This window comes from Abditibacteriota bacterium (genome assembly GCA_017552965.1).
Lineage (GTDB): Bacteria > Armatimonadota > UBA5829 > UBA5829 > UBA5829 > RGIG7931.
In genome coordinates this window covers 1-23,606 of record JAFZNQ010000093.1, presented here as the reverse complement: position 1 = coordinate 23,606, position 23,606 = coordinate 1, and the positions used below count along the sequence as shown (strand labels likewise).

17 protein-coding genes are annotated in these 23,606 nt (G+C 61.4%); 7 read left to right on the top strand and 10 right to left on the bottom strand.

The genetic code is table 11. The features are described from left to right. Together IK083_07885 and lnt are read right to left on the bottom strand one after the other, a co-directional pair. Positions 1 to 575 (bottom strand): hypothetical protein (locus IK083_07885; GenBank protein ID MBR4749472.1); only part of this gene is annotated, 575 nt, incomplete at its 3' end. A gap of 22 nt (positions 576 to 597) precedes the next feature. Beyond that, the gene (gene lnt, locus IK083_07880; GenBank protein MBR4749471.1) at positions 598 to 2,058 is read right to left on the bottom strand and encodes an apolipoprotein N-acyltransferase; all 1,461 of its coding nucleotides are present in this window, start codon (positions 2,056 to 2,058) and stop codon (positions 598 to 600) included. A 160-nt stretch (positions 2,059 to 2,218) separates the two neighbouring features. Between lnt and IK083_07875 the strand changes: the two genes are divergently transcribed. Then, positions 2,219 to 2,932: a hypothetical protein gene (locus tag IK083_07875; GenBank protein ID MBR4749470.1), complete on the top strand. Its 714-nt coding sequence runs from the start codon at positions 2,219 to 2,221 to the stop codon at positions 2,930 to 2,932. A gap of 391 nt (positions 2,933 to 3,323) precedes the next feature. Here the strand turns inward: IK083_07875 and IK083_07870 are convergent, their stop codons facing one another. The 8 genes from IK083_07870 to IK083_07835 all read right to left on the bottom strand — a co-directional run bounded on the left by IK083_07870 (position 3,324) and on the right by IK083_07835 (position 17,966). Then, positions 3,324 to 5,435, bottom strand: coding sequence for a glycoside hydrolase family 127 protein (locus IK083_07870; GenBank protein MBR4749469.1), 2,112 nt, complete (start codon positions 5,433 to 5,435; stop codon positions 3,324 to 3,326). Between the two features lie 714 nt (positions 5,436 to 6,149). Further along, positions 6,150 to 7,802: a hypothetical protein gene (locus IK083_07865; protein MBR4749468.1), complete on the bottom strand. Its 1,653-nt coding sequence runs from the start codon at positions 7,800 to 7,802 to the stop codon at positions 6,150 to 6,152. After that, a complete protein-coding gene (locus tag IK083_07860) occupies positions 7,799 to 9,451 on the bottom strand; it encodes a hypothetical protein (protein ID MBR4749467.1) in 1,653 nt (550 codons plus the stop codon). The genes IK083_07865 and IK083_07860 overlap by 4 nt, the downstream gene beginning before the upstream one ends. 128 nt (positions 9,452 to 9,579) lie before the next feature. Continuing rightward, positions 9,580 to 10,350: a DUF1559 domain-containing protein gene (locus tag IK083_07855; GenBank protein MBR4749466.1), complete on the bottom strand. Its 771-nt coding sequence runs from the start codon at positions 10,348 to 10,350 to the stop codon at positions 9,580 to 9,582. Positions 10,351 to 10,588: 238 nt separating this feature from the next. Further along, positions 10,589 to 12,199 (bottom strand): hypothetical protein, encoded by a 1,611-nt coding sequence (locus IK083_07850; GenBank protein MBR4749465.1) that lies wholly within the window; start codon positions 12,197 to 12,199, stop codon positions 10,589 to 10,591. Beyond that, the gene (locus IK083_07845) at positions 12,196 to 13,851 is read right to left on the bottom strand and encodes a hypothetical protein (protein MBR4749464.1); all 1,656 of its coding nucleotides are present in this window, start codon (positions 13,849 to 13,851) and stop codon (positions 12,196 to 12,198) included. Before IK083_07845 ends, IK083_07850 begins: the two co-directional genes overlap by 4 nt. A gap of 31 nt (positions 13,852 to 13,882) precedes the next feature. Next, positions 13,883 to 15,931, bottom strand: a complete 2,049-nt coding sequence (locus tag IK083_07840) for an alginate lyase family protein (protein MBR4749463.1) — start codon at positions 15,929 to 15,931, stop codon at positions 13,883 to 13,885. Between the two features lie 25 nt (positions 15,932 to 15,956). Continuing rightward, positions 15,957 to 17,966, bottom strand: a complete 2,010-nt coding sequence (locus IK083_07835; GenBank protein MBR4749462.1) for an alginate lyase family protein — start codon at positions 17,964 to 17,966, stop codon at positions 15,957 to 15,959. Between the two features lie 168 nt (positions 17,967 to 18,134). Here IK083_07835 and IK083_07830 point away from each other — a divergent pair, with 168 nt between their 5' ends. Genes IK083_07830 through IK083_07805 form a run of 6 tightly spaced genes read left to right on the top strand, consistent with a single transcriptional unit; the run spans position 18,135 to position 23,488 of the window. Further along, a complete protein-coding gene (locus IK083_07830; GenBank protein ID MBR4749461.1) occupies positions 18,135 to 20,111 on the top strand; it encodes an NADH-quinone oxidoreductase subunit L in 1,977 nt (658 codons plus the stop codon). 9 nt (positions 20,112 to 20,120) lie between these two features. Continuing rightward, positions 20,121 to 20,972 carry an NADH-quinone oxidoreductase subunit H gene (locus IK083_07825; protein ID MBR4749460.1) on the top strand — a complete coding sequence of 284 codons (852 nt, stop codon included), beginning with the start codon at positions 20,121 to 20,123 and terminating at the stop codon, positions 20,970 to 20,972. Positions 20,973 to 20,982: 10 nt separating this feature from the next. Further along, entirely contained in the window at positions 20,983 to 21,486 is a 504-nt protein-coding gene (locus IK083_07820) for an NADH-quinone oxidoreductase subunit B family protein (GenBank protein ID MBR4749459.1), read from the top strand. Continuing rightward, complete coding sequence (locus IK083_07815) at positions 21,476 to 21,862, top strand: NADH-quinone oxidoreductase subunit C (GenBank protein MBR4749458.1); 387 nt, start codon at positions 21,476 to 21,478, stop codon at positions 21,860 to 21,862. Before IK083_07820 ends, IK083_07815 begins: the two co-directional genes overlap by 11 nt. Continuing rightward, a complete protein-coding gene (locus tag IK083_07810) occupies positions 21,862 to 22,950 on the top strand; it encodes a nickel-dependent hydrogenase large subunit (GenBank protein MBR4749457.1) in 1,089 nt (362 codons plus the stop codon). The genes IK083_07815 and IK083_07810 overlap by 1 nt, the downstream gene beginning before the upstream one ends. A 4-nt stretch (positions 22,951 to 22,954) precedes the next feature. Then, positions 22,955 to 23,488, top strand: coding sequence for a 4Fe-4S binding protein (locus tag IK083_07805; protein ID MBR4749456.1), 534 nt, complete (start codon positions 22,955 to 22,957; stop codon positions 23,486 to 23,488). The last annotated feature ends 118 nt before the right edge of the window (positions 23,489 to 23,606 follow it).

The following is a 23,606-nucleotide window of genomic DNA, read 5'->3' as shown; positions in this document are numbered from 1 at the left end:
TTGATATAGGTGATGAAGTAGAGGGTCCTGCCGGTCTCCGGGTCCATGATCTGGAAAAAGCTGTCGGAGTAATACACCCGGTACTCGCTGTCGTCCAGCAGCTTTTTGTATTCCCGGATGGGGATCCGTTCGCCGGGGACCTGATGGTGATAAGGCCCCGTGGGAGTGCAGGCGCCGTCCAGCTGCTCCCTGATCTCCCTGCCGGTCATGACCGCCGCCCGGTAGCCGTTGTAGGAGTCTCTCTTGTCCTCCGGGTCCAGTCCCCTGGCGCCGTAGGTCCGGGTGATGCCGAGAGACGAGAGAGGCGCGGTCCCGCTGTGGGCAAGATATTTGACCACCCATTCGCCGTCCCCGTCCGTATAGACGTCCGCCAGATCGCCGGCGTCGGACCTGATCACCCAGAAGCTGTTTGCCCCGGTGTAGGGGATGGGCCAGCCGTTGCCCCGGCCGCCGCGCATGATGACTGCTATCAGGTCCCCCAGGACCGCGTCGTCCGGCATTTCGATGGTGTACCTGCCTGCATCGGCGTCGTCACCCATAGAGACGGAGGCTCTGCTGAACTCTATATTTATCATATCTTCTCCTTGTTGCCGGGGGTCATTGCCCGCGGCGCTCAAAGACCCATCCGCAGACCGCAAATACCGCAGCGGCCGCGGCGCACAGGGGCGAAAAGACGTCGCCGGTGCGGGTAAAGAGGGTCCGGCGGGTCTCAAAGCCAAAGGGGGCGGTGATGACGGCGACCCGGTCCTCAGGTCCCCTTTTCACTATCTGCCCGTAGGGGGACACCACCCCGGAGATGCCCGTGGAGGTGCATCTCAGATACCAGCGCCGGTTTTCCGCCGCCCTCAGGCGGGCAAACTGAAAATGCATGTTGGAGGCGCTGCGGCTGCGGCACCAGCCGTCGTTGCACACCAGAGCCAGCACGTTGGCCCCTGCCCGGACCTGATGGGCCGAATACTGCCAGAAGGAGGACTCGTGGCACACGGTGACGCCTATGCGGAAGGGGCCGGTCTTCAGCACCTCCGCCCTGCGGCCCGGCACGGCCTCCCACTCTGTCAGACGGGGGTTGGGCGGGACGGCAAAGAGCTTTTTGGCGGGGGTGTATTCCCCGAAGGGCACCAGCCGCCGCTTGTCATATCTGCCCACCCGTTTGCCCTTGGCCGAATAGAGGGCCGCCGAGTTGGTGTAGTTGTCCCCCTGAGGTATATTGGCTCCCACCAGCACCGGCGCCCTCATGGCCCGGGCTGTGTCGGCTATGGGCACGCTGCGGCTCAGGGTGAGGATGGACACGGCGGTCTCAGGCCAGATCACCAGATCGGCCCGGGGGTCCTTGCGGGACAGGTAGATGTGCCTCTCCAGGGAGACGTCGTCGGTCTTGGTGGCGGGGTCCAGATCCGCCTGCACCAGCTTCACCGTCTTGTCGGCGCCCTCCAGAGGCCGGATAAAGAGCTCTCCGCCTATCTGGACGGCGGCAAAGAGCACCAGAGCCCCCATGGCCAGCAGCCGGTGGGCCCGGGACCTGTCGGTGAAAAAGAGGGCCCCGGCGCACACCGCAAAGACTATGAGATAGTCCAGGACGCGGCAGCCGAACAGGGAGACGTATTGCAGCAGAGGCAGGTTCGGGGCCTGCAGATTGGATATGCCGTACCAGCAAAAGCCAAAGGGCCCCAGGCTGCGGAGCAGCTCGCAGCCGGTCCACAGAGCCGGCAGACCCGCGAGACAAAAGGAGAACCGGCGGGTAAAAAAGGGCGACAGGAGCCCGAACAGGCAGGCAAAGGAGCCGTAGAGCAGCCCCGCCGCAAAGTTGAGCCCGGGCATGAACTGCCACATCCAATAGAGGGCGGCGGAATAATACGCAAAGCCAAAGCAGAACCCCAGGCCCGCTCCGTGAAGGAGCCGGCTGCCCAGAGGCCTCCCGGAAAGCCCGTTGCGGAGACAGGCGTATATCAGGGGATAAAGGGAGACAAAGGACAGGGCCCACAGCCGGGGCGCAAGGCAGGCGGCCAGGGTCAGCGCTGCGGACAGCGCCGCCAGCAGATACAGCTTCGGCAGGGTCATGATTTGCGGTCCTTTCGGGTAACTACATTCAGGGTCATAAGGCTTGTCCTTTCAAGATTATTATAGCACCCGGAGCCCCGGTTGTGTTGCTTTTTCGGCCGCTCTGTGCTATAATAATATCAAAATCCGGGCAACCCATTGGGTCCCGAGGGAGCTTTGCATGAAATACTTTTGTCTCGTCCTGCTGGCCGCGGCGGCGGCCTTTTTGGCCGGCTGCGCCAGCACCCCGGCCTCGCCCGCCAGGACCGGCGACCAGCTGGAGGTGGAATTCACTCTGGCGGGAGAATTTGAGCCGGAGGGCAGCCTGGACCCCGGGCAGAGCAGATATTACTTTATAGCCATAGACGCGGACAACGTCAGCGAGACCTATCCCCTGCCGGTGGTGGGTCCCTCCGGGGCCTACGGCTGGGGCAACGGCTGGGGCACCAGCGACAAGGCCTCGGAGAGCAAGGGCATCACGGGCTATCTGCGCTACGACAGCGGCAACAACCCGGCCAACTGGTACGACATACTGCCCGGCACCAAGCTGCTCTCCTCTGGACCTCCCCAGTCCGCGGTGGCCTGGGATATCCTCAACGGAGGCAAGACCATGAGGGCGGTCATAGACTTTTCGCAGATCGCCGGCGGCCGCCTGCCGGAAAAGGATATCGCCAACCTGCAGATAAACATCATCTGTCTGAACCGGATACCCACCGACCCCAACGACCCGGCGCCCGGGCGGAAATGGGACGCCCTGGGCTACAAGACCGAAAGGGACTATATCGACATAGACACGGGCAAGAGCTACACCTGGACGGGCACAGACCCGGAGGGAGACGTGAGCGATCCCGATCTGGATATCACGGACTGGCAGGTCAGCGTGGTGAGAGAATAAGACAAAAAAGGGGCTGCAGCGGCAGCCCCTTTTTTTGTCCGCTGCGATAGCCCCGGGGGGGCCATCCTGTCATCCCGGCGCCTCCGCGTCATCCCGGCGGTGCAATCCCGCGTCATCCCGGCGCGGCCGGCCATATGTCAGACGCCTCGGCGTCCTGCCGGCCGGGGTAAGAGATCCCGGGGTCCCCGAAAAATCGCAGATTTTTTGGGGTGGTTGCGGACGGGGCCCGCCAGCCCATTCCTTACTCTGCCATTGGCAGAGAGGGCTGGTGGGAGGGGCCGTATCGCGGGACAGGCGAGTGTAGCAGTCATACGCAAGTGCCGCCCCCGGCCTTGCGACGAAAAAAAGGGCTGCGCAGGCAGCCCTTTTCGTTCTATGACTTCTTACATCCTCACTCTATGACCTCAAAGCCGGTCACGTTGACGTATTGATCCTCCGACTTTGGGTTTTTGCCCGTGATGACCAGCTTCACAGTATGCTTTCCGCTTTCCGACCCGGTGATATCGGTATAGCCGTCAACCCCCCTTTCGGGGCTGTACATATCCAGCTCGCAATAGGGCTTGCCGTCCAGCAGCACCTCGGCGATGCCGCAGTCGTCAAAGCGCCTGTAGCTGTATCTGAGGGTCTTGCCCGTGAATTCATATTCCACAAAGCCCCCCACGGTCTTTGACGCCATCATATCCATTATTTTGAACCAATCGTCGGAGAAGTTGCCCCTGTATTCCTGGTCGGGCTCCAGATACAGGAAGCAGCGCTCCCCTTCCCTGTAGGCGTAGAAGGGCTTGAAAAGGAGGGTCCGGTCCTTTTTGCTCACCCAGGTCATATTGTCCGCTTCGGCGGGGACAAAGTCCTCCTTTACGTTCTCCGGGTCAATGAGGTCCGCCGGGTTGCGGACGTCCTTCAGAGCCTTCACCGCCATAGCGACGGGGCCGTAAACTATGGCGTATGGATTGGCCGTATCCTCCAACAGATATTTGACATCCAGAGCCATAGGCAGACCGATCTCGATTCTGTCCCCCTCCTTCCACAGGCGGCGGACACAGGCCCAGCCCTTTTTCACCGTATAGGCAAAGGGCTTGCCGTTCACCTTTATAACTGCCTTCCCCGCCAGCCAGCCCGGCAGGCGGAAATTCACGGAAAACACAGCCGGCTTTTCCGGCGTCAGAGTATAGCGGACACGGGTTTCTTCGGGAAATACGGTATCACACTCCAGACGGACTTTGCCGCCCTGCAGCTCAAAGGAGGCCTCCGAGGCAAAATACTGGGACACGTATATATCCCTGCCGTTGTGAAAATAGAGCTGGTTCGCCAGATCCGTCACGGTGAGCAGCCGGGTGCCGGTGCAGCAGGTCCAGGGACAGTCGGGATCGTAGGTCTTGGCCGCCCCGTCCACCCGGTAGTTGGAGTAATAAAAGGCGTTGCCCTTGCCGGACACGGGCAGAGATGCGCACACGGCGTTCACAATGAGCCTTTCCGTCCAGTCGCCGTATTCCGCTTCTCCCGTAAAGCCGGTGAGATACTTGCACATCTTGAAGGCGGCCCAGGAGGCGCACTGGGTCTCAAAGGACCTGGAAGTCCAGCGGACCATATCGGGCAGTTCTTCCCGGGACATCAGGCTTTCCCCGGGGCCGTAGCCTCCGGTGGCGAAGCACTGCTCGCTCTGCATATAGTCATAGGCCTTTTTCAGGGTATCGAGGTAGTATTCGTCACCGGTGGCGGCGTAGGCTCCCCCCAGGCCGTTGAAGCTGTTCACGTGGCTGTAGGCGTGGTGCCAGCTTTTGGGATATACGGAGGCCAGATCTCCCGAGGCCACCTCGTCCCACCATTCCCGGTATTCCCACACCCGGGCAAAGTCCTTATACCGTTGGTCGCCGGTGACGATATAGAGCTTGTAGAGATGATCGCTGATGGTGTACCACTCCCCGGTGCCCTGGCCGGTGGTATCCCCGTATTTGCGGGAACGGTCCAGATTCTTCTCGCACCAGCCGGTAATGGGCCCGATATACTCCAGAGCCTCCGGCTCCCCGCAGTAGTTGTATATATCCATCATGGCGGTGATGAGCTTGTCGTAATAGTAGGGAGTGACATAGGAGGGCCGGGCGGCAAAGCAGTAGCCGTCCTCCTCGATGGTCTTGCCCCACTCCCGCATGAGGTAAAGGGCCTTCTCCCTGAAGCGCTCGTCCCCGGTGATGGCGTAAAGCCGGGCGTAGCCGGACATAAACTGGCCGAAGGGAGAGTGTCCCACGTAGCCGTAGCCCATGCCCGCGCCGGGCGCGGGCAGCCCCGCTCTCTCCCGGTAGTCCTTCAGCAGGTCGTCGCAGTTGAGGCCCAGGTAATAACGGGCAACTGAATCCAGCTGCCTTTTTAATTCGCCCTTCAGAGTCACCTCGCCCAGGCGCAGGGGCTTCAGCACGTTTCGCTCAAACAGGGCGTCGTAGGGCTCCGCGCCGGCATAAGCGTACGCGCATAAGCACAAAAGCAGCAGTGAAAGCAATATTCGCATAGTAAACCTCCGGGGGGCTTGTCCCCAGCTTTATTGTATCACGGACCAAGGCCCGGGATAAATGGAACGCCGGGCAATTATATGTGAAAAACGGCAATGCAGGGAAAAGCCGGCCGGGGAAAGGCGCCCTTTGCAGGCGGGGAGCGCCATGCCGGCGGCAGAGCCACCCCCGAGTCATCCCGGCGGTGCAATCCCGCGTCATCTCGGCGGTGAGGGCCCATCGGGCACTCACTCTCGGGGTCCCCGCAAAATCGCAGATTTTGTGGGGTGAGGTTCGAGATCCCCTGTAGTGGAACCGCGAGCCCATTCCTTACTCTGCCAACGGCAGAGAGGACTGGTGGGAGGGGCCGTATCGCGGGGCAGGCGAGTGTAGTGGAAGAGCGCTTTCCATTTGTCCCGTTGGGCCCGGTCCGCGGCCGGGGCTCGCGGTTCCATTGCGGGGGACTTCTTACCGGTGAGGGTCTGAGGAGCCCTCACCGCCGAAGTGACGTTGAAATTGAACGGGACAATAGCGTTTCATCCTGCCCCGCGATACGGCCCCCCCAATGCCTGCGGCATCGGTGCCCCCGTAGATCTCTTACCGCCTCCTGCGGAGGCGCCGAGATGACGCGGGGTTGCAGCGCCGGGATGACAAAGAGTTTTCCCCTGCAAGATCTCATATCTTGCAGGGGAAAACGGGTCGCCCGGCGGAAGAAAGCCTCTCCCGGGGCAGCCTCAGTCTATGAGGCTGTGTATATAGGGTATCAGGATATCCGCCCAGGCCCGGGCGTGGGCCTCCAGGCCCTTTCCGCTGAAATGGATGCCCATGCCTCCGCCCTCTCTGTATTCGGACCGCAGGGTGTCGGTATCGGGACCGGGCAAGGCGATGCCTTCGTCCCACAGCCGCTGCTGGGCGGAGCGGGTGGTCTCGTGGACCGGAGCGGCAGGGCTGTGATAGCTCACCTTTGCCACGAACCAGGGGAAGCGCCAGCCCGCGTCCAGGCAGGAATACCTTATAGAGGTCCTGAGGAGCCTGTAATAGTCCTCCGACGGGGTCCAGGCGTCGTTTTCTCCCTGATGCCACAGCACGGCACGGAAGCCGCCCTTGCCCAGGAGCCGCACCCGGTCCATAAAGAACTTGTAGAGCTCGGTGTTGGGGGTCCACTGGCTGACGGCGGTGCCGCCGTGGCCCGTGGAGGCTATGCCTATGGGCACTCCGAATTCCGCATAGAGCAGGTCTCCCAGGGTGGGATAATAGCTGCCTCCGTCGCTGCCGTCGTGGACTCCTATGATGGGGTCGTCGGCAGGCTGCCAGAGGTGTCCGTCGGTGCAGGACACCATGCCGCTCTGCGCGCGGGTCTTGTCGGGGGAAGAGTTGGTGGCGTTGGACTGGCCGGCCCCCACGAACACCTCTCCCATGCCCACGTGGGCGATGGTCTTTTCCGCCACCGCGGCGCCATGGTCTTCGGCCCTGATATCCAGGGTGTACCAGCCTCCGGCCCGCAGGGGCAGCCCGGCGTCAAAGCAGCCGGTGGACCCGTTTACCGTCACGCTTTCCCACTTGCCCGGGTAAGACTTGCCGTCCCGGCTCTTGCCTGTGATCCTGACGCTCACCTTGTCGCAGGGGACGTTTACCCTGCCGGAGAGGCGCAGGGTCCCCCCGTCCCTGTTCTCCCGCTGAAACACCTGCCAGTCCGCAGGGCTCAGGACAAACAGGTCCTCGGAGGTCTCCAGGTCCCCGTCGGGATAAGCCAGCTCAAAGGCTGCGCGCCGCAGGTCCTCATCCATCAGAGCGGGCTCTATGACCTCCTCCGCCACGGCTCCCTTTTCCGGAGAAAAGCGGAGGGCGTACAGCACGGAGGTATCATGGACAGAGGCGTCTCCGCTGATCTTCACCGCTCCCGACAGGGACAGCAGGGTGTAAGACCCGGGCTCCAGGCCGCCCTTCAGCCCCAGGGCCTTGCCCTGGCCGGACACTGCGCCCCTGAAGCTGCGGGACAGGATGGTGTGCTGGAAAAACTCGTCCCGGCCGCCGTTGGCCACCCTGATCCTGACCCGGCGGGGCTCAAACACGTATTCCACGCTACCGGCGCCGTTGTTCAGGGAGATGACGGAGGAGCCCTGCTTCTCCACGCTGTCGGCGATATACACCAGATAGGGCGCGTTGTAATAGCCGTATATGACGGAGGTATACCGGTTCTCTATGACCTCCACCCCGTTCATCCTGAGGCTTTCCAAAAAGCCGAAAAAGGAATTGATGCGGGCCTCGTAGCAGTCGGTCTTCACCAGCCAGCCGCGGTCCCCCGTCTTTTCAAAGGTCTGGGCCCCGGCTCCGCCGCAGAGGCAGAGGGCGGCAAGGACCAGGAAGAGTAGGGTCAGGCAGTTCATTTTTCTGTGCATGCTTCTACGTAGGGGATCAGCAGCTCGGCCCACATCTCGCCGTGCTTTTTCAGCCCGGCCGCGTTGAAATGGGCCGCTATGCCTCCCAGGTCTCTGTATTCTCTGTGCAGGGTGTCAGTGTCGGGGCCCTGCAGGGCCAGGCCGCTGTCCCACACCATCTGGTGCACCTTGCGGGGATTTTCCCAGGACATGTGGTCCGGGTTGTGATAGCTCACCTTGGCCACGAACCAGGGAAAGCGCCAGCCGGCGTCCAGACAGGAGTAGCGGATAATGGTCTTCATGCCTCTGAACATGGGCTCCACCTCCGTGGTGGCGTCGCTCTCTCCCTGATGCCACAGCACGGCCCTGAAGCCGCCCTTGCCCAGCTGACGCACCCGGGCCATAAAGTGCTCATAATACTCGCTGCCGGGATACCACTGGCTGACTATGGAGCCGCCGTGGCCCGTGGAGGCTATGCCTATGGGCACGTGAAGGGCTTCGTAGAGGGCGTCGCCAAAGGCGGGATAGTAGCTGCCGCCGGTGCCTCTGTCATGAGTCCCCGGCATGGGGTCGTCGGCCTTCACCCATTCAAAGCCGTCGGTAGCGGACACCATGCCCGTTTGGGTCTGTATTTTGTCCAGCGAGGAATTGGTGGAGTTGGACTGGCCGGCCCCCACGAACACCTCGCCTATGCCCACGTGCTCCAGGGTCACCATAGCCGTCTGCCGCTTGTCCTTTTCCGTCTTTACGTCTATCACGTACCAGCCGCCGGCCCAGCCCTTCACCTGCTGGTCAAAGCAATGGGTGTAGGGGTCCACCTTCAGGGCGGTCCACTTGCCGCTGTAGCTGCGGCCGTTCAGGGCCTTGCCCTTGATGCGGTAAAAGGCCTTGTCATAGCCGCAGTTGATCTTGCCGGAGAAGAAAAAGGCGCCCTCGTATCTGGACTGTCTCTGAAACACCTGCCAGTCCCTGGGGGAAAACATGACTATATCGGCGCTCTCTTCATAGTCCTCCCTGTCATAAAAGGCCTTGTAGCAGGCCAGGGAGTCCCCTTCCTCCATGGCTGCCGCCCTGAAGGTCAGGCTCTTGGCGGAGCCGTCGCCGCAGGGAAAACGGTACAGCTGGCCCGACAGGGACATGCCGGTGGGCACCGCGTCGCCCTCCGTGGCGAAGGCCTGGCTCTGGGATATCCATCTGTAGCCGCCGGGCTCTCCGTCAAAGGGTATCTTGGTCCTGGCGCCGTCGCGGACGCCCATGACCACCGAGTAATTGAGGGACATATAGTAGTCAAAGCCCGTCTTCGGGTCGCCGGTGGCGCTGACGGTGACGCTGTCCCGGTCAAAGGTGTAGGTCACCTGCCCCACGATGCTTTTGGCCGTCACCGAGTTGCCGCTTTGGGACACCTCGTCCGCCATCACCATATACATGCCGGGAGCGTTGAAATAGGTAGTCAGCACTCCCGCGGCCTTGTTTTCCAGGACCTCCGTCCCGCCTATGACCAGGCTGACCAGATAGCCAGTGTCGGAGGCAATGCGGGCGGTGTAGTTGTCGCCCCGGATGCTGAAGCCCTTGCCGGAGGTGGCCGTCACGGTCTGGCAATAGCAGACCGACGCCGTCAAGAGCAAAATGCAGATGAGAAAAAATACTTTGATGATCATGACTGCTCCTTGTGATCTGTGTGTCAATACTATTATACCCCCCGGCGGGGGCACGGGGCAACCTGCAGAGCCTGCCGGAGACAAAAAAAAAGCAAGGTCCCGCAGGACCCTGCTCCAAATAGTTTGGCTTAGTAAGATACGTCGGTATCTGCCAGAGTGTAGTAGTCGGCATTGCTCTCCAGATCGGTGCGATCCCAGAACTTGGGCCAGTTGGGGTCGGTGGGATACTTGATGGGGCAGATCTGAGCGATGGGCATGATCTTGGCATGTCCGTCGGCAAACACGCTGGTCCTCTTCTGGTTGGTGCCGCTGGCTCTGAAGTGATAGTCGGCGCCCTCATGGATGATCATGGTGTTGGCAGGCTTCTGGAACACGGCGATAGGAATAGCGGAGGCTGCGGGCACGTTGGCCAGACAGTTAGGGCAGCTGCCGCCCCAGGCGCCTATCATAGCGGTGGCGATCCAGTGTCTCAGCCAGTAAGAGGAGAGCCTCTTGCCGTTGGTCTGGTCGGTGGTGGTGCTCAGATGAGCGCTCACGTTGCCGTCGGAGGGGCACTGGAAGAGCTTTTCATTCTTGACGTAAGGGAACAGGCAGCCCACGTAGCTGTACTCGGCGCTGGGGAAATCGGTGCCGCCCCAGTTGGAGGCCAGCCAGCCCTGGAAGTACTGGGCGCCGCCGGGATAACCCTTCGCGGAAAGCTGAGTGCGGCAGGGGAGATTTTCTTCCCAGTCGCTGGCATACATGACCAGAGCGGTCCCCAGCTGCTTCATGTTGCTGAGGCACTGAGTCTGGCGGGCCTTTTCTCTGGCCTGCGCGAATACGGGGAACAGAATGGCAGCCAGAATGGCGATGATAGCGATAACTACCAAAAGTTCGATAAGGGTGAAACCTTTTTTCATTGTAGTCTCCTGTGTGTTTTTTTCATACTTTTAGAGCCGCAAACAGAGCGTATAGTTCCACCACCACCCGAAAAAACAGCGGAAAACCCCAGGTATAAGGCGCGCCGGGAGAGGCCCCCGGGGGTAAAAAATTTAGTCGCCGACAGAGGGACGCGCCTCTGCTCCACCGTCTTCCCGGCGGTGAGGGCCCACACCCCGTGGAGGCGAAAAAAAGCCCGCCGCGGGCGGGCTCTAAGGGTCAGTCTGTCAGCCGGTGGAGCCAGGGGATCAGCTTTTCGGCCCACAGCTCCGCGTGGTTTCTGAGGCCCTTGGGGCTGAAATGGATGCCGGCGCCGTCAAAGTCCCGGTTGTCTCCGGTCAGCACGTCGGTGTCCGGCCCTTCCAGGGCCGCTCCGTCCTCCCATATCATCTGATGGGCCTCTCTGATGAGGGGCCAGGAGGGGTTGTCGGCGTTGTGGTAGCTCACCTTGGCCACGAACCAGGGGATGTGCCAGCCGGCCTCTTTTCTGGAGGACTGGATAAGGAGCTTCATCTTGCGGAAGGCCACCTCGGTGGGGGTGTTGAAGTCGCTCTCTCCCTGATGCCACAGCACGGCCCGGAAGCCGCTCCGGCCCAGCTGATACACTCTGGTCATGAACCATTTGTAGAGCTGTTCCTCGTTGGCCCACTGTTCCAGGGTGGTGCCGCCGTGGCCCGTGGAGGCAAAGGCTATGGGCACCCGGAATTCCTCATAGAGCATATCTCCCAGGGCGGGATAGTAGCTGCCCCCGCCGGAGCCGTCGTGGACGCCGGGCATGGGGTCGTCGCACAGCCGCCAGCTGACGCCGTCGGTGGTGACGGTCATGCCGGAGGACTGGGTGATGGGAAACTGTCCGCTGTTGGTGGCGTTGGACTGGCCCGCCCCCACGAACACCTCGCCCACGCCCACATGCTCCACCGTGACGGCTGCGCCGCCGGGAGCCGTGACCGTCAGCCGGTACCAGCCTCCCGCGGGAGCGTCCATACTGCCGGCAAAGGCGCCGTCAGCAACGGGCAGCTGCGCTGTCCGGACAAACTCCTTGCCGTCTGCGCCGGCGCCGGTGAGCTCCGCCTTCACGGGGCCGCCTGCCGCCAGGCCGGACACGTACACGCTGCCGCTCCCCGCGTCCTGCCTCTGAAACACCTGCCAGTCGGCGGGAGAATAGAGGCTGAGGGGCTCGTCCCCGGGCGTCTGGGGATACACCGCCTCATAGACCCGGTCCAGCTCCTCGCCGGACAGGTCCGCCGGGGCAAAGGTCAGCTCCTTTTCGCTGCCGGGCTCCATGATGCCCGAGTCAAAAAAGGCAAAGCGGCAGACGGGAGGGGTGTGTATGGCAAAGCTGCCGTTGGTCCTGACGGCCGAGTCCCGGTAGGCCCAGGTGTATTCCCCGGGCTCGCAGTCGCCGTGAAAGGCGGAAAAGACGCCCTTTTCCCCTATGGCCCGGACGCCGTGGCCCATCTGCACGTGCATATACATGCCGCCGGCTATGGCCCGGAACTTCAGGGAAAAGGAGTCTTCCTCAAAGGTATAGACTATGAGGGCCATATCCTTTTCTTCCCGGTCTACGCCCCCTTCTTTGGGCACCATATCGGCGCCGAAGAAGGCCTTCAGGACTCTGCCCTCCGCCTTGAAGCCGGTGACGGGCAGGGTCTGATAAAAGGCGTTGTTCACGTAGCCCGGCATAAAGCCGAACACTCCGCTCTGCAGCAGCTCTCTGCCCTTGACGGTGATGCTTTTCGGGCAGCCGGTGAAGGGGCATATCTCCGCTCTGTATTTGTCTGTGGTGATCACGTAGTGATCCCTTTTCTCCATATTTACCGCCATGGTCATTTGTCCTCGTCGATGCAGGAATGTATATAGGGTATCAGCTTCTCCGCCCACAGCTCCGCGTGGGCCTTCAGCCCTTCGGGGCTCAGGTGTATACCGTTGCCGTCATAGTCTCTCATCTTGCCGGTGAGCACGTCGGTGTCCGGCCCTTCCAAAGCCACGCCCTCGTCCCACAGCTGCTGGTGGGCGGCCCTGATCAGGGGCCAGGCGGGATGGTCCGGGTTGTGGTAGCTCACCTTGGCCACGAACCAGGGGAAGCTCCAGCCCGCATCGTAGAGGGAGGACTTGATGATCCTGGTCATATTGGCCACGGACACAGCCGTGGGAGTCTCATAGTTGGCCTCGCCCTGATGCCACAGGAGGGCCCGGAAGCCGCCCTTGCCCAGCTGCCCTATCCTGGTCATCATCCACTTGTAGAGGTCCGTGCCGGGCAGCCAGCTCTCGATGGGAGTGCCGCCGTGGCCCGTGGAGGCAAAGCCTATGGGCACCTGAAACTCGGTGTACAGGATGTCTCCGAGAGTGGGATAGTAGCTGCCGCCGGCGGAGTTGTCGTGCTGGCCCAGCATGGGGTCGTTGGCCAGTCTCCAGACGGAGCCGTCTGTGGTGGCGCTCATATCCAGGGTCTGCTTGGTGGCATACTGGCCGTAGTTGGTGGAGTTGGACTGGCCCGCTCCCACGAACACTTCGCCCACGCCTACCCGGTCAACTGTCACGGTGGCGGCGGGCTTCTTGTCCCTGATCACCCGGACCTCCACGGAATACCAGCCGCCGGCCCAGGCGGGCACGGCTTCGCAGAAGGCGCCGGTGACCCGGTTCACCTTCAGGGGCTTGAAGGAGGAGGCAAATTTTTTGCCGTTGAGGCCCTTGCCGGTGATCCTGTACTGCACGGCGTCCCAGTCCGTGTTCACCTTGCCTGCAAAGAGGATGGCGCCGTTATACTTGTCGGAGCGCTGGAACACCTGCCAGTCCACCGGGGAATAGAGGCCTATGGGCTCCTCGTCCAGAGCCTTGTAGGGATTGGCTTCCTTCAGGGCCTTCGCCAGGTCCTCCTTGTCCACCTGCCCCGCGCTGAAGCGGAGCCTCTGAGTCTTGCCGTCGGGTTCGCAGCGCAGCTCCACCACCTGCAGGCCGTAGTTCCAGGGGCCCCAGAAGCGGGCGTCTCCCTCGGTCTTCATGGCGGCGGCGTTCTTGGCCCAGTCGTATTCGCCGGGAGAGAAGGTGGAAGCGTACTTCAGCCGGTTGCCCTTGCCGTGGAAGGCCCCCACTATGTCGTGGTGCAGCAGCATGTAAAAGGGCACGGATTCGGTCCCTGTGCAGGTGGCCTCCACCGTCACCGAGTCGTCGTCAAAGGTATAGACGGTCCTGCCCACCCCGGGGGTATCCGAGGTGATCCTGTTGCCCTCCCGGACCGCGGAGGCGGCCTTCAGCTGGCCGTTGACAAAAAAGTAGGCGGAGTAGATGCCTTCCACCGTGTTTTCCAAAAATTCTTCCCCGCCGAACTTCAGTCCGGACAGGTTCCCGGTGGCCCGGTCTATGGTGGCGGTGTAGGCCGCCGCCCTGATGTCAAAGCCCAGGTCTCCCGTGGGAGTGATCTCCAGGGCGCAGCAGGCCGCCGCGCACAGCAGGACCAGCAGTAAAGTCAGCAGTTTTTTCACAGTAATTCTCCTTGTGTATTTGCGGGATATATCAGTCTTCCGGGCCGCAGACGTCTTCGCCGGACTGTCCGTCCAGCTCGCCTATCTCTATCCTGCGGCCGTCCTTCATATTGAGCACCAGATTGCGGCTGCGGGTGTCCCCGGAGGCCGTCACCGAGGCTATGGGGCACTCGCCCTTGGAGGGATACAGCACCGTCACCAGCCGCCGGCCGCCCTCAAAGGAGCCCTTGCGGGTGGGAGTATTGATCTCCTTGTGGTTTTGCTTGGCGTAGCTCCCCGGCAGCCAGCCCTGGAAATAGGGCTCGTGGCGGCCTATCATATTGACGGTCTCCCCGTCCGTGTCCGAAAACAGCATGGTGAGGGACACTCCGTCGCCGAAGTCGGCCCGGCAGGAGGAGGCGTCCTGAGTGTATTCGCAGTCCTCCAGGTGCCACATCTGCTCATAGGTCCGCTGCCGCCGGTCGGGAGCGATGAACCTGTCGCAGACCACCAAAAAAGGCTCGGTGCCGGGCACGTCCTTCAGCATGATGAGCCGGCGCCGGTGGGTGGTCATATCCCAGTCGTCGCCGTAGCCCTGCACGTATTGGGATTCCGCCCAGTCCCTGTCGGGCCTGAGCTGCCAGGCCACGTCGGCCTTCTTGTTGATGTCCTCCGGCTTGAAGTCGTTGATGGGCCGCACGTTCTGGCCCTTGCTGTCTATGAGCACGGTGTTGTGGCTGCGGGTGGAGAGCACGTAGTCCCTCATGTCCGAAGCGTCGTAGGAATAGGTGCCTCCCTCGGTGAGCATCCTCTTGCCGTAGGCGTAGAGCAGCACGTTCAGCTTGTCGTCGTGCTGATGGCCTCCCCAGCCGTAGGGGCCGCAGTCCATGTAGGCCCACACCGCGTCGGGCTTCCAGCTGGTGCGGAATATGACCGCCCCCGCGTAGGGGAACACGTAGGAGAGGAAGTCCGGCTCCCGGGCCCCTTCCTTGCCGGCATACCACCGGAAGAGAGGGTTGTCCGGGAAGAGCTCCAGGGCCGCCGCGCTGGTAGAGGCGGCGTTGGCCTGTCCTCCGTCGTTGAGAGCGGGGCAGACCCTGTCGGGGCGGGCCAGCTTGCAATACATCTCATACATGGGCTCCAGGCCGGCATAGTAGCCCTCGGGCACCGCAGCCCCCAGCTGCTTCATGGTGTTGGCGGCGGCCAGATAGTTGCTGATGCACACTCCGTGGTAGCCCACGGTCATCTCGTACTGGTAGCCGTCGGGGAAATTCTGCACCTTGTATTCGCCAATGAGGGTGTCGGTGGCGAACTTCATCCACTCCTCGGTGTCGGTGATGAAGGGCCACAGCAGGCACAGCTTGATGACCCCGTGCATCTCCATCAGCAGCCAGTTGTGGGTGTGGTGAAAGTTCACCAGCCGCCAGCCGTGCTCATACACGGACACGGCAAAGTCGGTGATGAGGCTGTCGGTGATATAGGGAGAGGGCAAAAAGGCGTAGAGGTTCTCCGTCCAGCGCTGCATCCTGAGGCCGGTCTCTATGGTGCGCCAGCAGCAGGTCTCGTAGCTCAGGGCGTTCTCGGGCACTATGGCCTGCCGGATCCAGCTCTCAAACTGGTCCGCATAGACCTCCGCCGCTTTTTCGTCGCCGGTAGCCACGTAATACATGGCCAGGTCCCGCCATTCCGCATGGCGGTTGATGCCCCAGGTCCACTCCATATAATTGTTGTAGGTGTGGTTGGACTCCCAGTCGATCTTGTGGTCCTCAAAGGTGTAGCTGACGCCCTGGCTGGACACGGTGTAGCTCAGGCCCGCCTGGGCCTTCTTTTTGAGATCGGCCTTTTCCTTGTCGGTGTATTTTTTGTTCAGCCAGTTGCCTATGAGCAGCTCCCGGTCCGCGTGCTTCCGCACGTATTCGGCAAAGACGTGCTCCGCCTCGGCTATTTTGTTCTGTTCCGCCAGCTCCCTGATGGGGGCCAGCTCCGGTATGGAGAGGTCCAGATGATGGAGGAAAAAGTCCTGCCTGGTGGTCCTGGGCCCCTGCTGGGCAAAGACCGCCGCCGCCATAACGAGCAGCGCCAATACAAATAATGCTTTCATATATGCTCCGTCCGTATAGTATGGTTTATTCCCTGATCTCCAGCACCCGGCCGTCCTTCATGTTGAGCAGCAGGTTGCGGCTGCGGGTGTCGCCGGAGGCAGTCACAGAGGCTATGGGGCACTCGCCCTTGGAGGGATACAGCACCGTCACCAGCCGCCGGCTGCCCTCAAAGGAGCCGGTGCGGGTGGGGGTGTTCACCTCCCGGTGGTTCTGCTGAGCGTAGCTGCCGGGCAGCCAGCCCTGGAAGTAGGGCTCGTGACGGCCCTTCATATTGACGGTCTCCCCGTCCGTGTCCGAAAACAGCATGGTGAGGGACACTCCGTCGCCGAAGTCCCCCCGGCAGGAGGAGGCGTCCTGAGTGTATTCGCATTCCTCCAGATGCCACATCTGCTCGTAGGTCCGCCGCCTGCGGTCGGGGGCGATGAACCTGTCGCAGACTATCAAAAAGGGCTCGGTGCCGGGCACGTCCTTCAGGAGTATGAGCCGCCGCCGGTGGGTGGTCATATCCCAGTCATTGCCGTAGCCCTGCACGTATTGGGATTCGGCCCATTCCCGGCCGGGCCCCAGCTCCCAGACCACGTCGGCCTTTTTGTTGATATCCTCGGGCCGGAAGTCGTTGATGGGCCGCACGTTCTGCTCCTTGCCGTCTATCATCACCGTGTTGTGGCTGCGGGTGGAGAGCACGTAGGCCCTCATGTCGGAGGTGTCGTAGTCATAGGTGCCCGCCTCCACTATCAGCTTTTTGCCGTAGGCGCAGAGCAGCACGTTCAGCTTGTCGTCGTGCTGGTGCCCTCCCCAGCCGTAGGGGCCGCAGTCCATGTAGGCCCACAGGGCGTCGGGCTCCCAGCTTGTTCTGAATATGACCGCCCCGGCGTAGGGGAACACGTAGGAGAGAAAGTCCGGCTCCCGGGCCCCCTCCTTGCCGGCGAACCACCGGAAGAGAGGATTGTCGGGAAAGAGCTCCAGAGCCTTCCGGCTGGTAGCCACGGCCCAGGCCTCGTTGCCGTCGTTGAGGGAGGGGCAGCTCTTGTCCGGGCGGGCCAGCTTGCAATACATCTCATACATGGGCTCCAGGCCGGCGTAGTAGCCCTCGGGCACCGGGGCCCCCAGCTGCTTCATGGTGTTGGCGGCGGCCAGATAGTTCTCTATGCATATGCCGTGATAGCCCACGGTCATCTCGTACTGATAGCCGTCGGGGAAGTTCTGCACCTTGTATTCCCCCATGAGGGTGTCGGTGGCGAACTGCAGCCATTCCGCGGTGTCGGTGATGAAGGGCCACAGCAGGCACAGCTTGATGACCCCGTGCATCTCCATCAGCAGCCAGTTGTGGGTGTGGTGAAAGTTCACCAGCCGCCAGCCGTGCTCGTAGATGGACACGGCAAAGTCGGTGATGACGCTGTCGGTGATATAGGGAGAGGGCAAAAAGGCGTAGAGGTTCTCCGTCCAGGACTGCATCCGCAGGCCCGCCTCTATGGTGCGCCAGCAGTTGGTCTCATAGCTCTTGGCGTTCAGGGGCACCACCGCCTGCCGTATCCACTGCTCCAGCATGTCGGCATAGACCTCCGCGGCCTCCTCGTCGCCGGTGGCCACGTAATACTCAGCCAGAAAACGCCATTCGTGGTGGCGGTTCAGGCCCCAGGTCCACTCCTTGTAGCCGTTGTAGGTGTGGTTGGACTCCCAGTCGATCTTTTTGTCCGGGAACTTGTAGCCCACGCCCACGGCGCTCAGGGTGTAGTCCATGACCCAGGAGGCCCGGTCCCGCAGGGCCTGCTTCTCCTCCTCGGTGTATTTTTTGTTCAGCCAGTCGCCGATGAGCCGCTGTCTGTCGGCATGCTTCCGCACGTATTCTGCAAAGACGCGCTCCGCCTCGGCTATTTTGTCCTGTTGCGCCAGCTCCCTGATAGGGGCCAGCTCGGGTATGGAGAGGTCCAGATGGTGGAGGAAGAACTCCTTTCTCGGGGTCCTGGGGCCCTCCTGGGCAAAGACCACCGCCGCCGCCATGAGCAGCAGGGCCGCGACAAGCAGATATCTCATATACGCTCCGGATGTGTTATTGCCGAGAGACGCGGCCGGCCCTCCGGGGAGGGCCGCCGGCTTCAACATAATCAGTATAGCATAAAAACAGGGGATTATATTAAAATAATTTGAATCCGGGCCTGTATTGTGCTATAATTTATATACAACAAATCGATGGGAGCTTTCATGAATCTGCTGTTTTGCTGTCTTGCGGTCCTGCCGCTTCTGGGCCTTTTGCTGACCCAGTGCTTCAGGGAAGGCAGGCTCCGCAATACCATAGTCATCACCGTATCCGTCCTCATGCTGGCCGCCGGCTGCCTGCTGTGCATAGACATGCTGAGGCATCAGACGGGGCCCGCCATGGCCTTTTCGCCGGAGGCGGCCCGGGGCTTTTCCGCCGCAGTCACGGTCCTGGATATCGCCCTGCTCTTATACGTCATGTGGCGGGGCGTGGAAAAGAGGCGCTTTACTTCTCCCCTGCTGGCAGGGGCCCAGCTGGTGTGCCTGGCCTTTCTGGAGCTGTTTATCAGCCCGGAAACGGAGCAGCCCTTTTTCGTGGACCAGCTGTCCCTCATCCTGCTGCTGCTGGCAGTCATCATAGGCCCCCTGATCCTCATATTTGCCTGCGGCTATATGCACGTGCACGAGGGCCACACGGAGCATCCCGGCAGACAGCATATATTCTTCGGCATCATCTTTGCCTTTTTGTTTGCCATGGTCATGCTGGCCACGGCGGACAACATCTGCTGGATGTACACCTTCTGGGAAGTGACCACCCTCTGCTCCTTCCTGCTCATACAGTTTGACAAGACCGAGGAGTCGGTGCGCAACGCCTTCAGGACCCTGGATCTCAACATGCTGGGAGGCCTGTGCTTCATCGCGGGCATCATCCTGCTGGCCCTGTTTGCCCACACCACCTCCCTCCACGACATATGCAAGATCAAGCTGGCCGGGCCCGTGTCCGGCAACGCCATAGCCTTTGCGGTGGTGCTGCTGTGCATAGCGGGCTTTACCAAGTCGGCCATGTTCCCCTTCCAGAGCTGGCTCCTGGGGGCCATGGTGGCCCCTACCCCCGTGTCCGCCCTGCTCCACTCCTCCACCATGGTGAAGGCGGGAGTGTATCTGGTCATCAGGCTGTGCCCGGTGATCTCCGGCACGGTGCTGGGCAGCATAGTGGCGGCGGCGGGAGGCTTTACCTTTATGGCGGCCTCGGTGCTGGCCGTGAGCGAATCCAACGCCAAGAGGGTGCTGGCCTACTCCACCATAGCCAATCTGGGGCTCATCATCTGCTGCGCCGGCATAGGCACCAAGGCGGCCCTGGGAGCCGCCATCCTGCTGATGATATTCCACGCGGTATCCAAGGGCATGCTGTTCCTGGCGGTGGGCACCATAGAGCAGACCATAGGCAGCCGCAACATAGAGGACATGCAGGGGCTGCTGAAAAAGATGCCCTTTACCACCATGGTCACCGCCGTGGGCATCATCTCCATGCTGCTGCCCCCCTTCGGAGTGCTGCTGACCAAATGGATCGCCATAGAGGCGGCGGTGTGGAGCCCTCTGGTGCTGATATTCATCATACTGGGCAGCGCCTTTACCATCGTGTTCTGGGCCAAGTGGATAGGCATCATATCCACCATGTCCTACAAGCCCCGCTACGTGCGGGAGACCACCCACCGCTGCATGCAGACGGTGCTGTCGGCCCTGCTGGCCCTGGTGCTCTTTTGCAGCTGCTTTATAGGCATCATATACAGGCTGCTCATATACAGCTTTGTGGAGGCCGCCATGCTCTTCAACGGCTACTCGGAGACCCTGCGGCTGGAAGCCAGCAGCCAGTCGGCGCTGCAGCTCTTCAGCATGTCGGGAGACCTGGTGGGAGGCTTTGCGGTGATGGCGGTGTTTTTGCTGATATTCATACTCATGCTCTTCATCCCCTGGATGGTGTCAAGGACCAAGTCGGAGATCATTCGTCCGCCCTACTTCGGCGGCGAGCTCTACGGCAATGACATCAGAGGCATAGACTTTGTGGGACCCGGGGACAAGATAGAGCACGTGATAGTGCGCAACTACTACTTCAGAGGGGCATTCGGCAACGGCACCCTGGCCCTGCTGTTTTTGTCCGTGTCCATAGGCATCATACTGGTGCTTGTGGGAGTGACGCTGTAGGAGGAGAAAATGACAAGCGCGATTATCATTCTGATCACGGTGCTTTTCGCTCCCCTGGCAGGCGCCGTCATCACAGGCATAGACCGCAGGATCACAGCCAGATTTCAGAGCAGGATAGGCCCTCCGGTGCTGCAGCCCATATTTGACGTGCTGAAGCTTTTGGGCAAGGAAAGAGTGGCGGTGAACGCCATGCAGATCATCTACGTCATAGGCTCCCTGGTCTTTGCCATCCTCAGCCTGCTCCTGTTTGTGCTGAGGTCGGACTATCTGATACTGGTGTTTGTGCTGGCCTTTTCCACCGTGTCCCTCATAGTGGGCGCCACCAGCGTCCGCTCCCCCTACTCCAAGATAGGGGCCCAGAGGGAGATCATACAGATACTGGCCTACGAGCCCGTGATCATCCTCATGGTGGTGGGCATGTATCTGGTGACCGGCAGCTTCAACATAGGCATCATCCTGGACCACAGCGGCTGCCTGTTTGCCCAGCTGCCCCTGGTGTTCGTGGCCTTTTGCTACGTGCTGACCATCAAGCTGAGAAAGTCGCCCTTTGACTACTCCACCAGCCACCACGGCCACCAGGAGCTCATCAAGGGCCTCACCACCGAGTTCAGCGGCCTGCAGCTGGCCCTCATAGAGATCACCCACTGGTACGAGTCGGTGCTCTTTATCGGCATGCTGTCCCTGTTTTTCGCCCATCCCCTGTGGCTGGGCATCCTGATAGCCCTGGGCGTCTATTTCTGCGAGATCATCCTGGACAACGTGTGCGCCAGGACCACCTGGCAGTGGATGCTGCGCTTTTCGGTGGTGCTGGGCTTTTGTCTGGCCCTGACCAACATCATCTGGCTGTATATGAAGTATTAGGAGGCACGGAATGAAACTGATAGAACAGGCGGCAGGCAAGTCTCCTTGGATCATACATTATGACTGCAACAGCTGCAACGGCTGCGACATAGAGATACTGGCGTGCCTGACCCCCGTGTACGACGCCGAGCGCTTTGGCGTGGTGAACGTGGGCAACCCGAAGCACGCCGACATACTCATAGTCTCCGGCTCGGTGAACTACCGCAGCAGGAGAGTGCTGGAAAACATCTGGAGAGAGATGCCGGGCCCCAAGGTGGTCATAGCCGTGGGCGCCTGCGCCTGCACGGGCGGCATCTTTTCCGAGTGCTACAACATACTGGGGGGCGTGGACAAGGTGCTGCCGGTGGACATCTACGTGCCCGGGTGCTCCCCCAGACCCGAGGCCATACTGGACGCCGTGGTGCTGGCCACGGAAAAACTGACCACCAAGCGGGAAGAGCTGGCGAGGCGCCAGGCGGAGCACGTGCGCAAGCTGAGGGCCAAGGACCCGAAGGGAGGCAACAATGCTGGATAACAGCGTGAAGATCAGCGCGGAAGAGCTGCTGAGCACCGTGTCGGTGCTGAAATACAAGGGCTACAGGTTCGTGACGGCCAGCTGCGCCGACAACCGGGACGGCACCCTGGACCTCTACTATCACTTTGACAAGGACCTGGAGCTCACCAACGTGGCCCTCACCGTCCGGAAGGAGGAGCCGGTGCCCTCCATCACGGGCCTGTATCTCTGCGCCTTTTTGGTGGAGAACGAGCTGAAGGAGCTGTTTGGCCTGAACATAGAAAACATAGCCATAGACTACGGCGGCCGCATGTTCCTCACCCAGGACGCCCCGGAGAGCCCCATGGCCTACGGCGCCAACATAGTGATAGAGCAGGCTAAGAAGGAGGAAGAGTGATGGACGAGAACAATCTCAGCAGCCTCATCCCCTTCGGGCCCCAGCACCCGGTGCTGCCGGAGCCCATACAGATCAAGCTGGTGCTGGAGGACGAAAAGATCATCAGCGCCGAGCCCGCCATAGGCTACGTGCACAGAGGCCTGGAAAAGCTGACCGAAAAGAAGGACATGCACCAGAGCATCTACGTGGTGGAAAGGATATGCGGCATCTGCAGCTTTATGCACGCCCTGTGCTACTGCCAGGGAGTGGAGCAGCTGCTGGGGGCGGAGGTGCCTGCGAGAGCCCGCTACCTGAGGACCATCTGGGGCGAGCTGCACAGGAGCCACAGCCACCTGCTGTGGCTGGGCCTCATGGCGGACAGCTACGGCTTTGAGTCGCTGTTTTATCAGTGCTGGCGCATACGCGAGAAGATACTGGACATCATGGAGGCCACCGCCGGCAGCCGCATCATCATCTCCACCAACGTCATAGGGGGCGTGCGCCGGGACATGGACCCGGACATGCTGAAGCATATAGCCCGGACCGCCGAAGAGATAGACGAGTCGCTGAAGGACATAGAAAAGGTGTTTTTGGACGACTACACGGTGAAGCACCGCACAGTGGGCATAGGGACCCTGACCAGGGCCGAGGCCTACGAGCTGGGAGCCGTGGGCCCCGTGCTGAGAGCCTCGGGAGTGGCCCAGGACGCCAGGACTCTGGGCTATGCCGCCTACGGCGAGCTGGACTTTGAGCCCTGCGTGGAGACCGACGGAGACTCCTACGCCCGCACCAAGGTGCGCATAAGGGAGCTGAGAGGCGCCCTGTCTCTGCTGAGGCAGGCGGTGGACAAGATACCCGAGGGGGACATCAGGGTGAAGGTGACAGGCAAGCCCGACGGGGAGACCGTGAGCCGGCTGGAACAGCCCAGAGGCGAGTGCCTGTATTACATCAGGGCCAACGGCACCGACGTGCTGTCCCGGGTGAGGGTGAGGACCCCCACCTTTGCCAACGTGCCCGCCCTGCTGAAGATGCTGCCCGGGCACCAGCTGTCCGCCCTGCCCGTGATACTCCTGTCCATAGACCCCTGCATCAGCTGCACGGAGAGGTGACAAGATGTTTGAATTTTTGAGACCCGTGCTGAAAAACCTGCTCTCCCGGCCCTCCACCCGCAACTATCCGGCGGCTGAGAGGGAGCCCTTTGAGGGCGCCCGGGGCCACGTGGAAGGCATAGACCCGGAGAAATGCGTCTTTTGCGGCATATGCGCCCGCAAATGCCCCGCCGACGCCATCAGGGTGGACAGGCAGGCCCGCACCTGGACCCTGGACTCCTTCAAATGCGTGATCTGCAGCGTGTGCGCCGAGAGCTGCCCCAAGGGCTGCATATCGGTGAGCCCCTCCTGGCGCAAGCCCGCCTACGAAAAGACCGCGGTGGAAACAGAGGGCCCAAAGGCGGCCCCAAAGGCAGGCAAGGTGAAGGGCGTGGACCGGGAAAAATGCGTGTATTGCGGCCTGTGCGCCAAGGTGTGCCCCGAGGGCGCCATAGAGGTGAACAGGGCCGAAAAGGCCTGGACCCTGGACCCGGACAAATGCGCCGGCTGCATGGCCTGCGCCGGCAAATGCCCCAAGGACGCCATTATATCGGAATAATGACCGAATTATGCCCCGGGGCTTGACACAGCCCGGGCGGACGCTATATAAGCATACTGTATTTCGTAGTATACGTTTTATCGCAACTTTACTGAGGCGGCTTGCCGCCTCCTTTTTT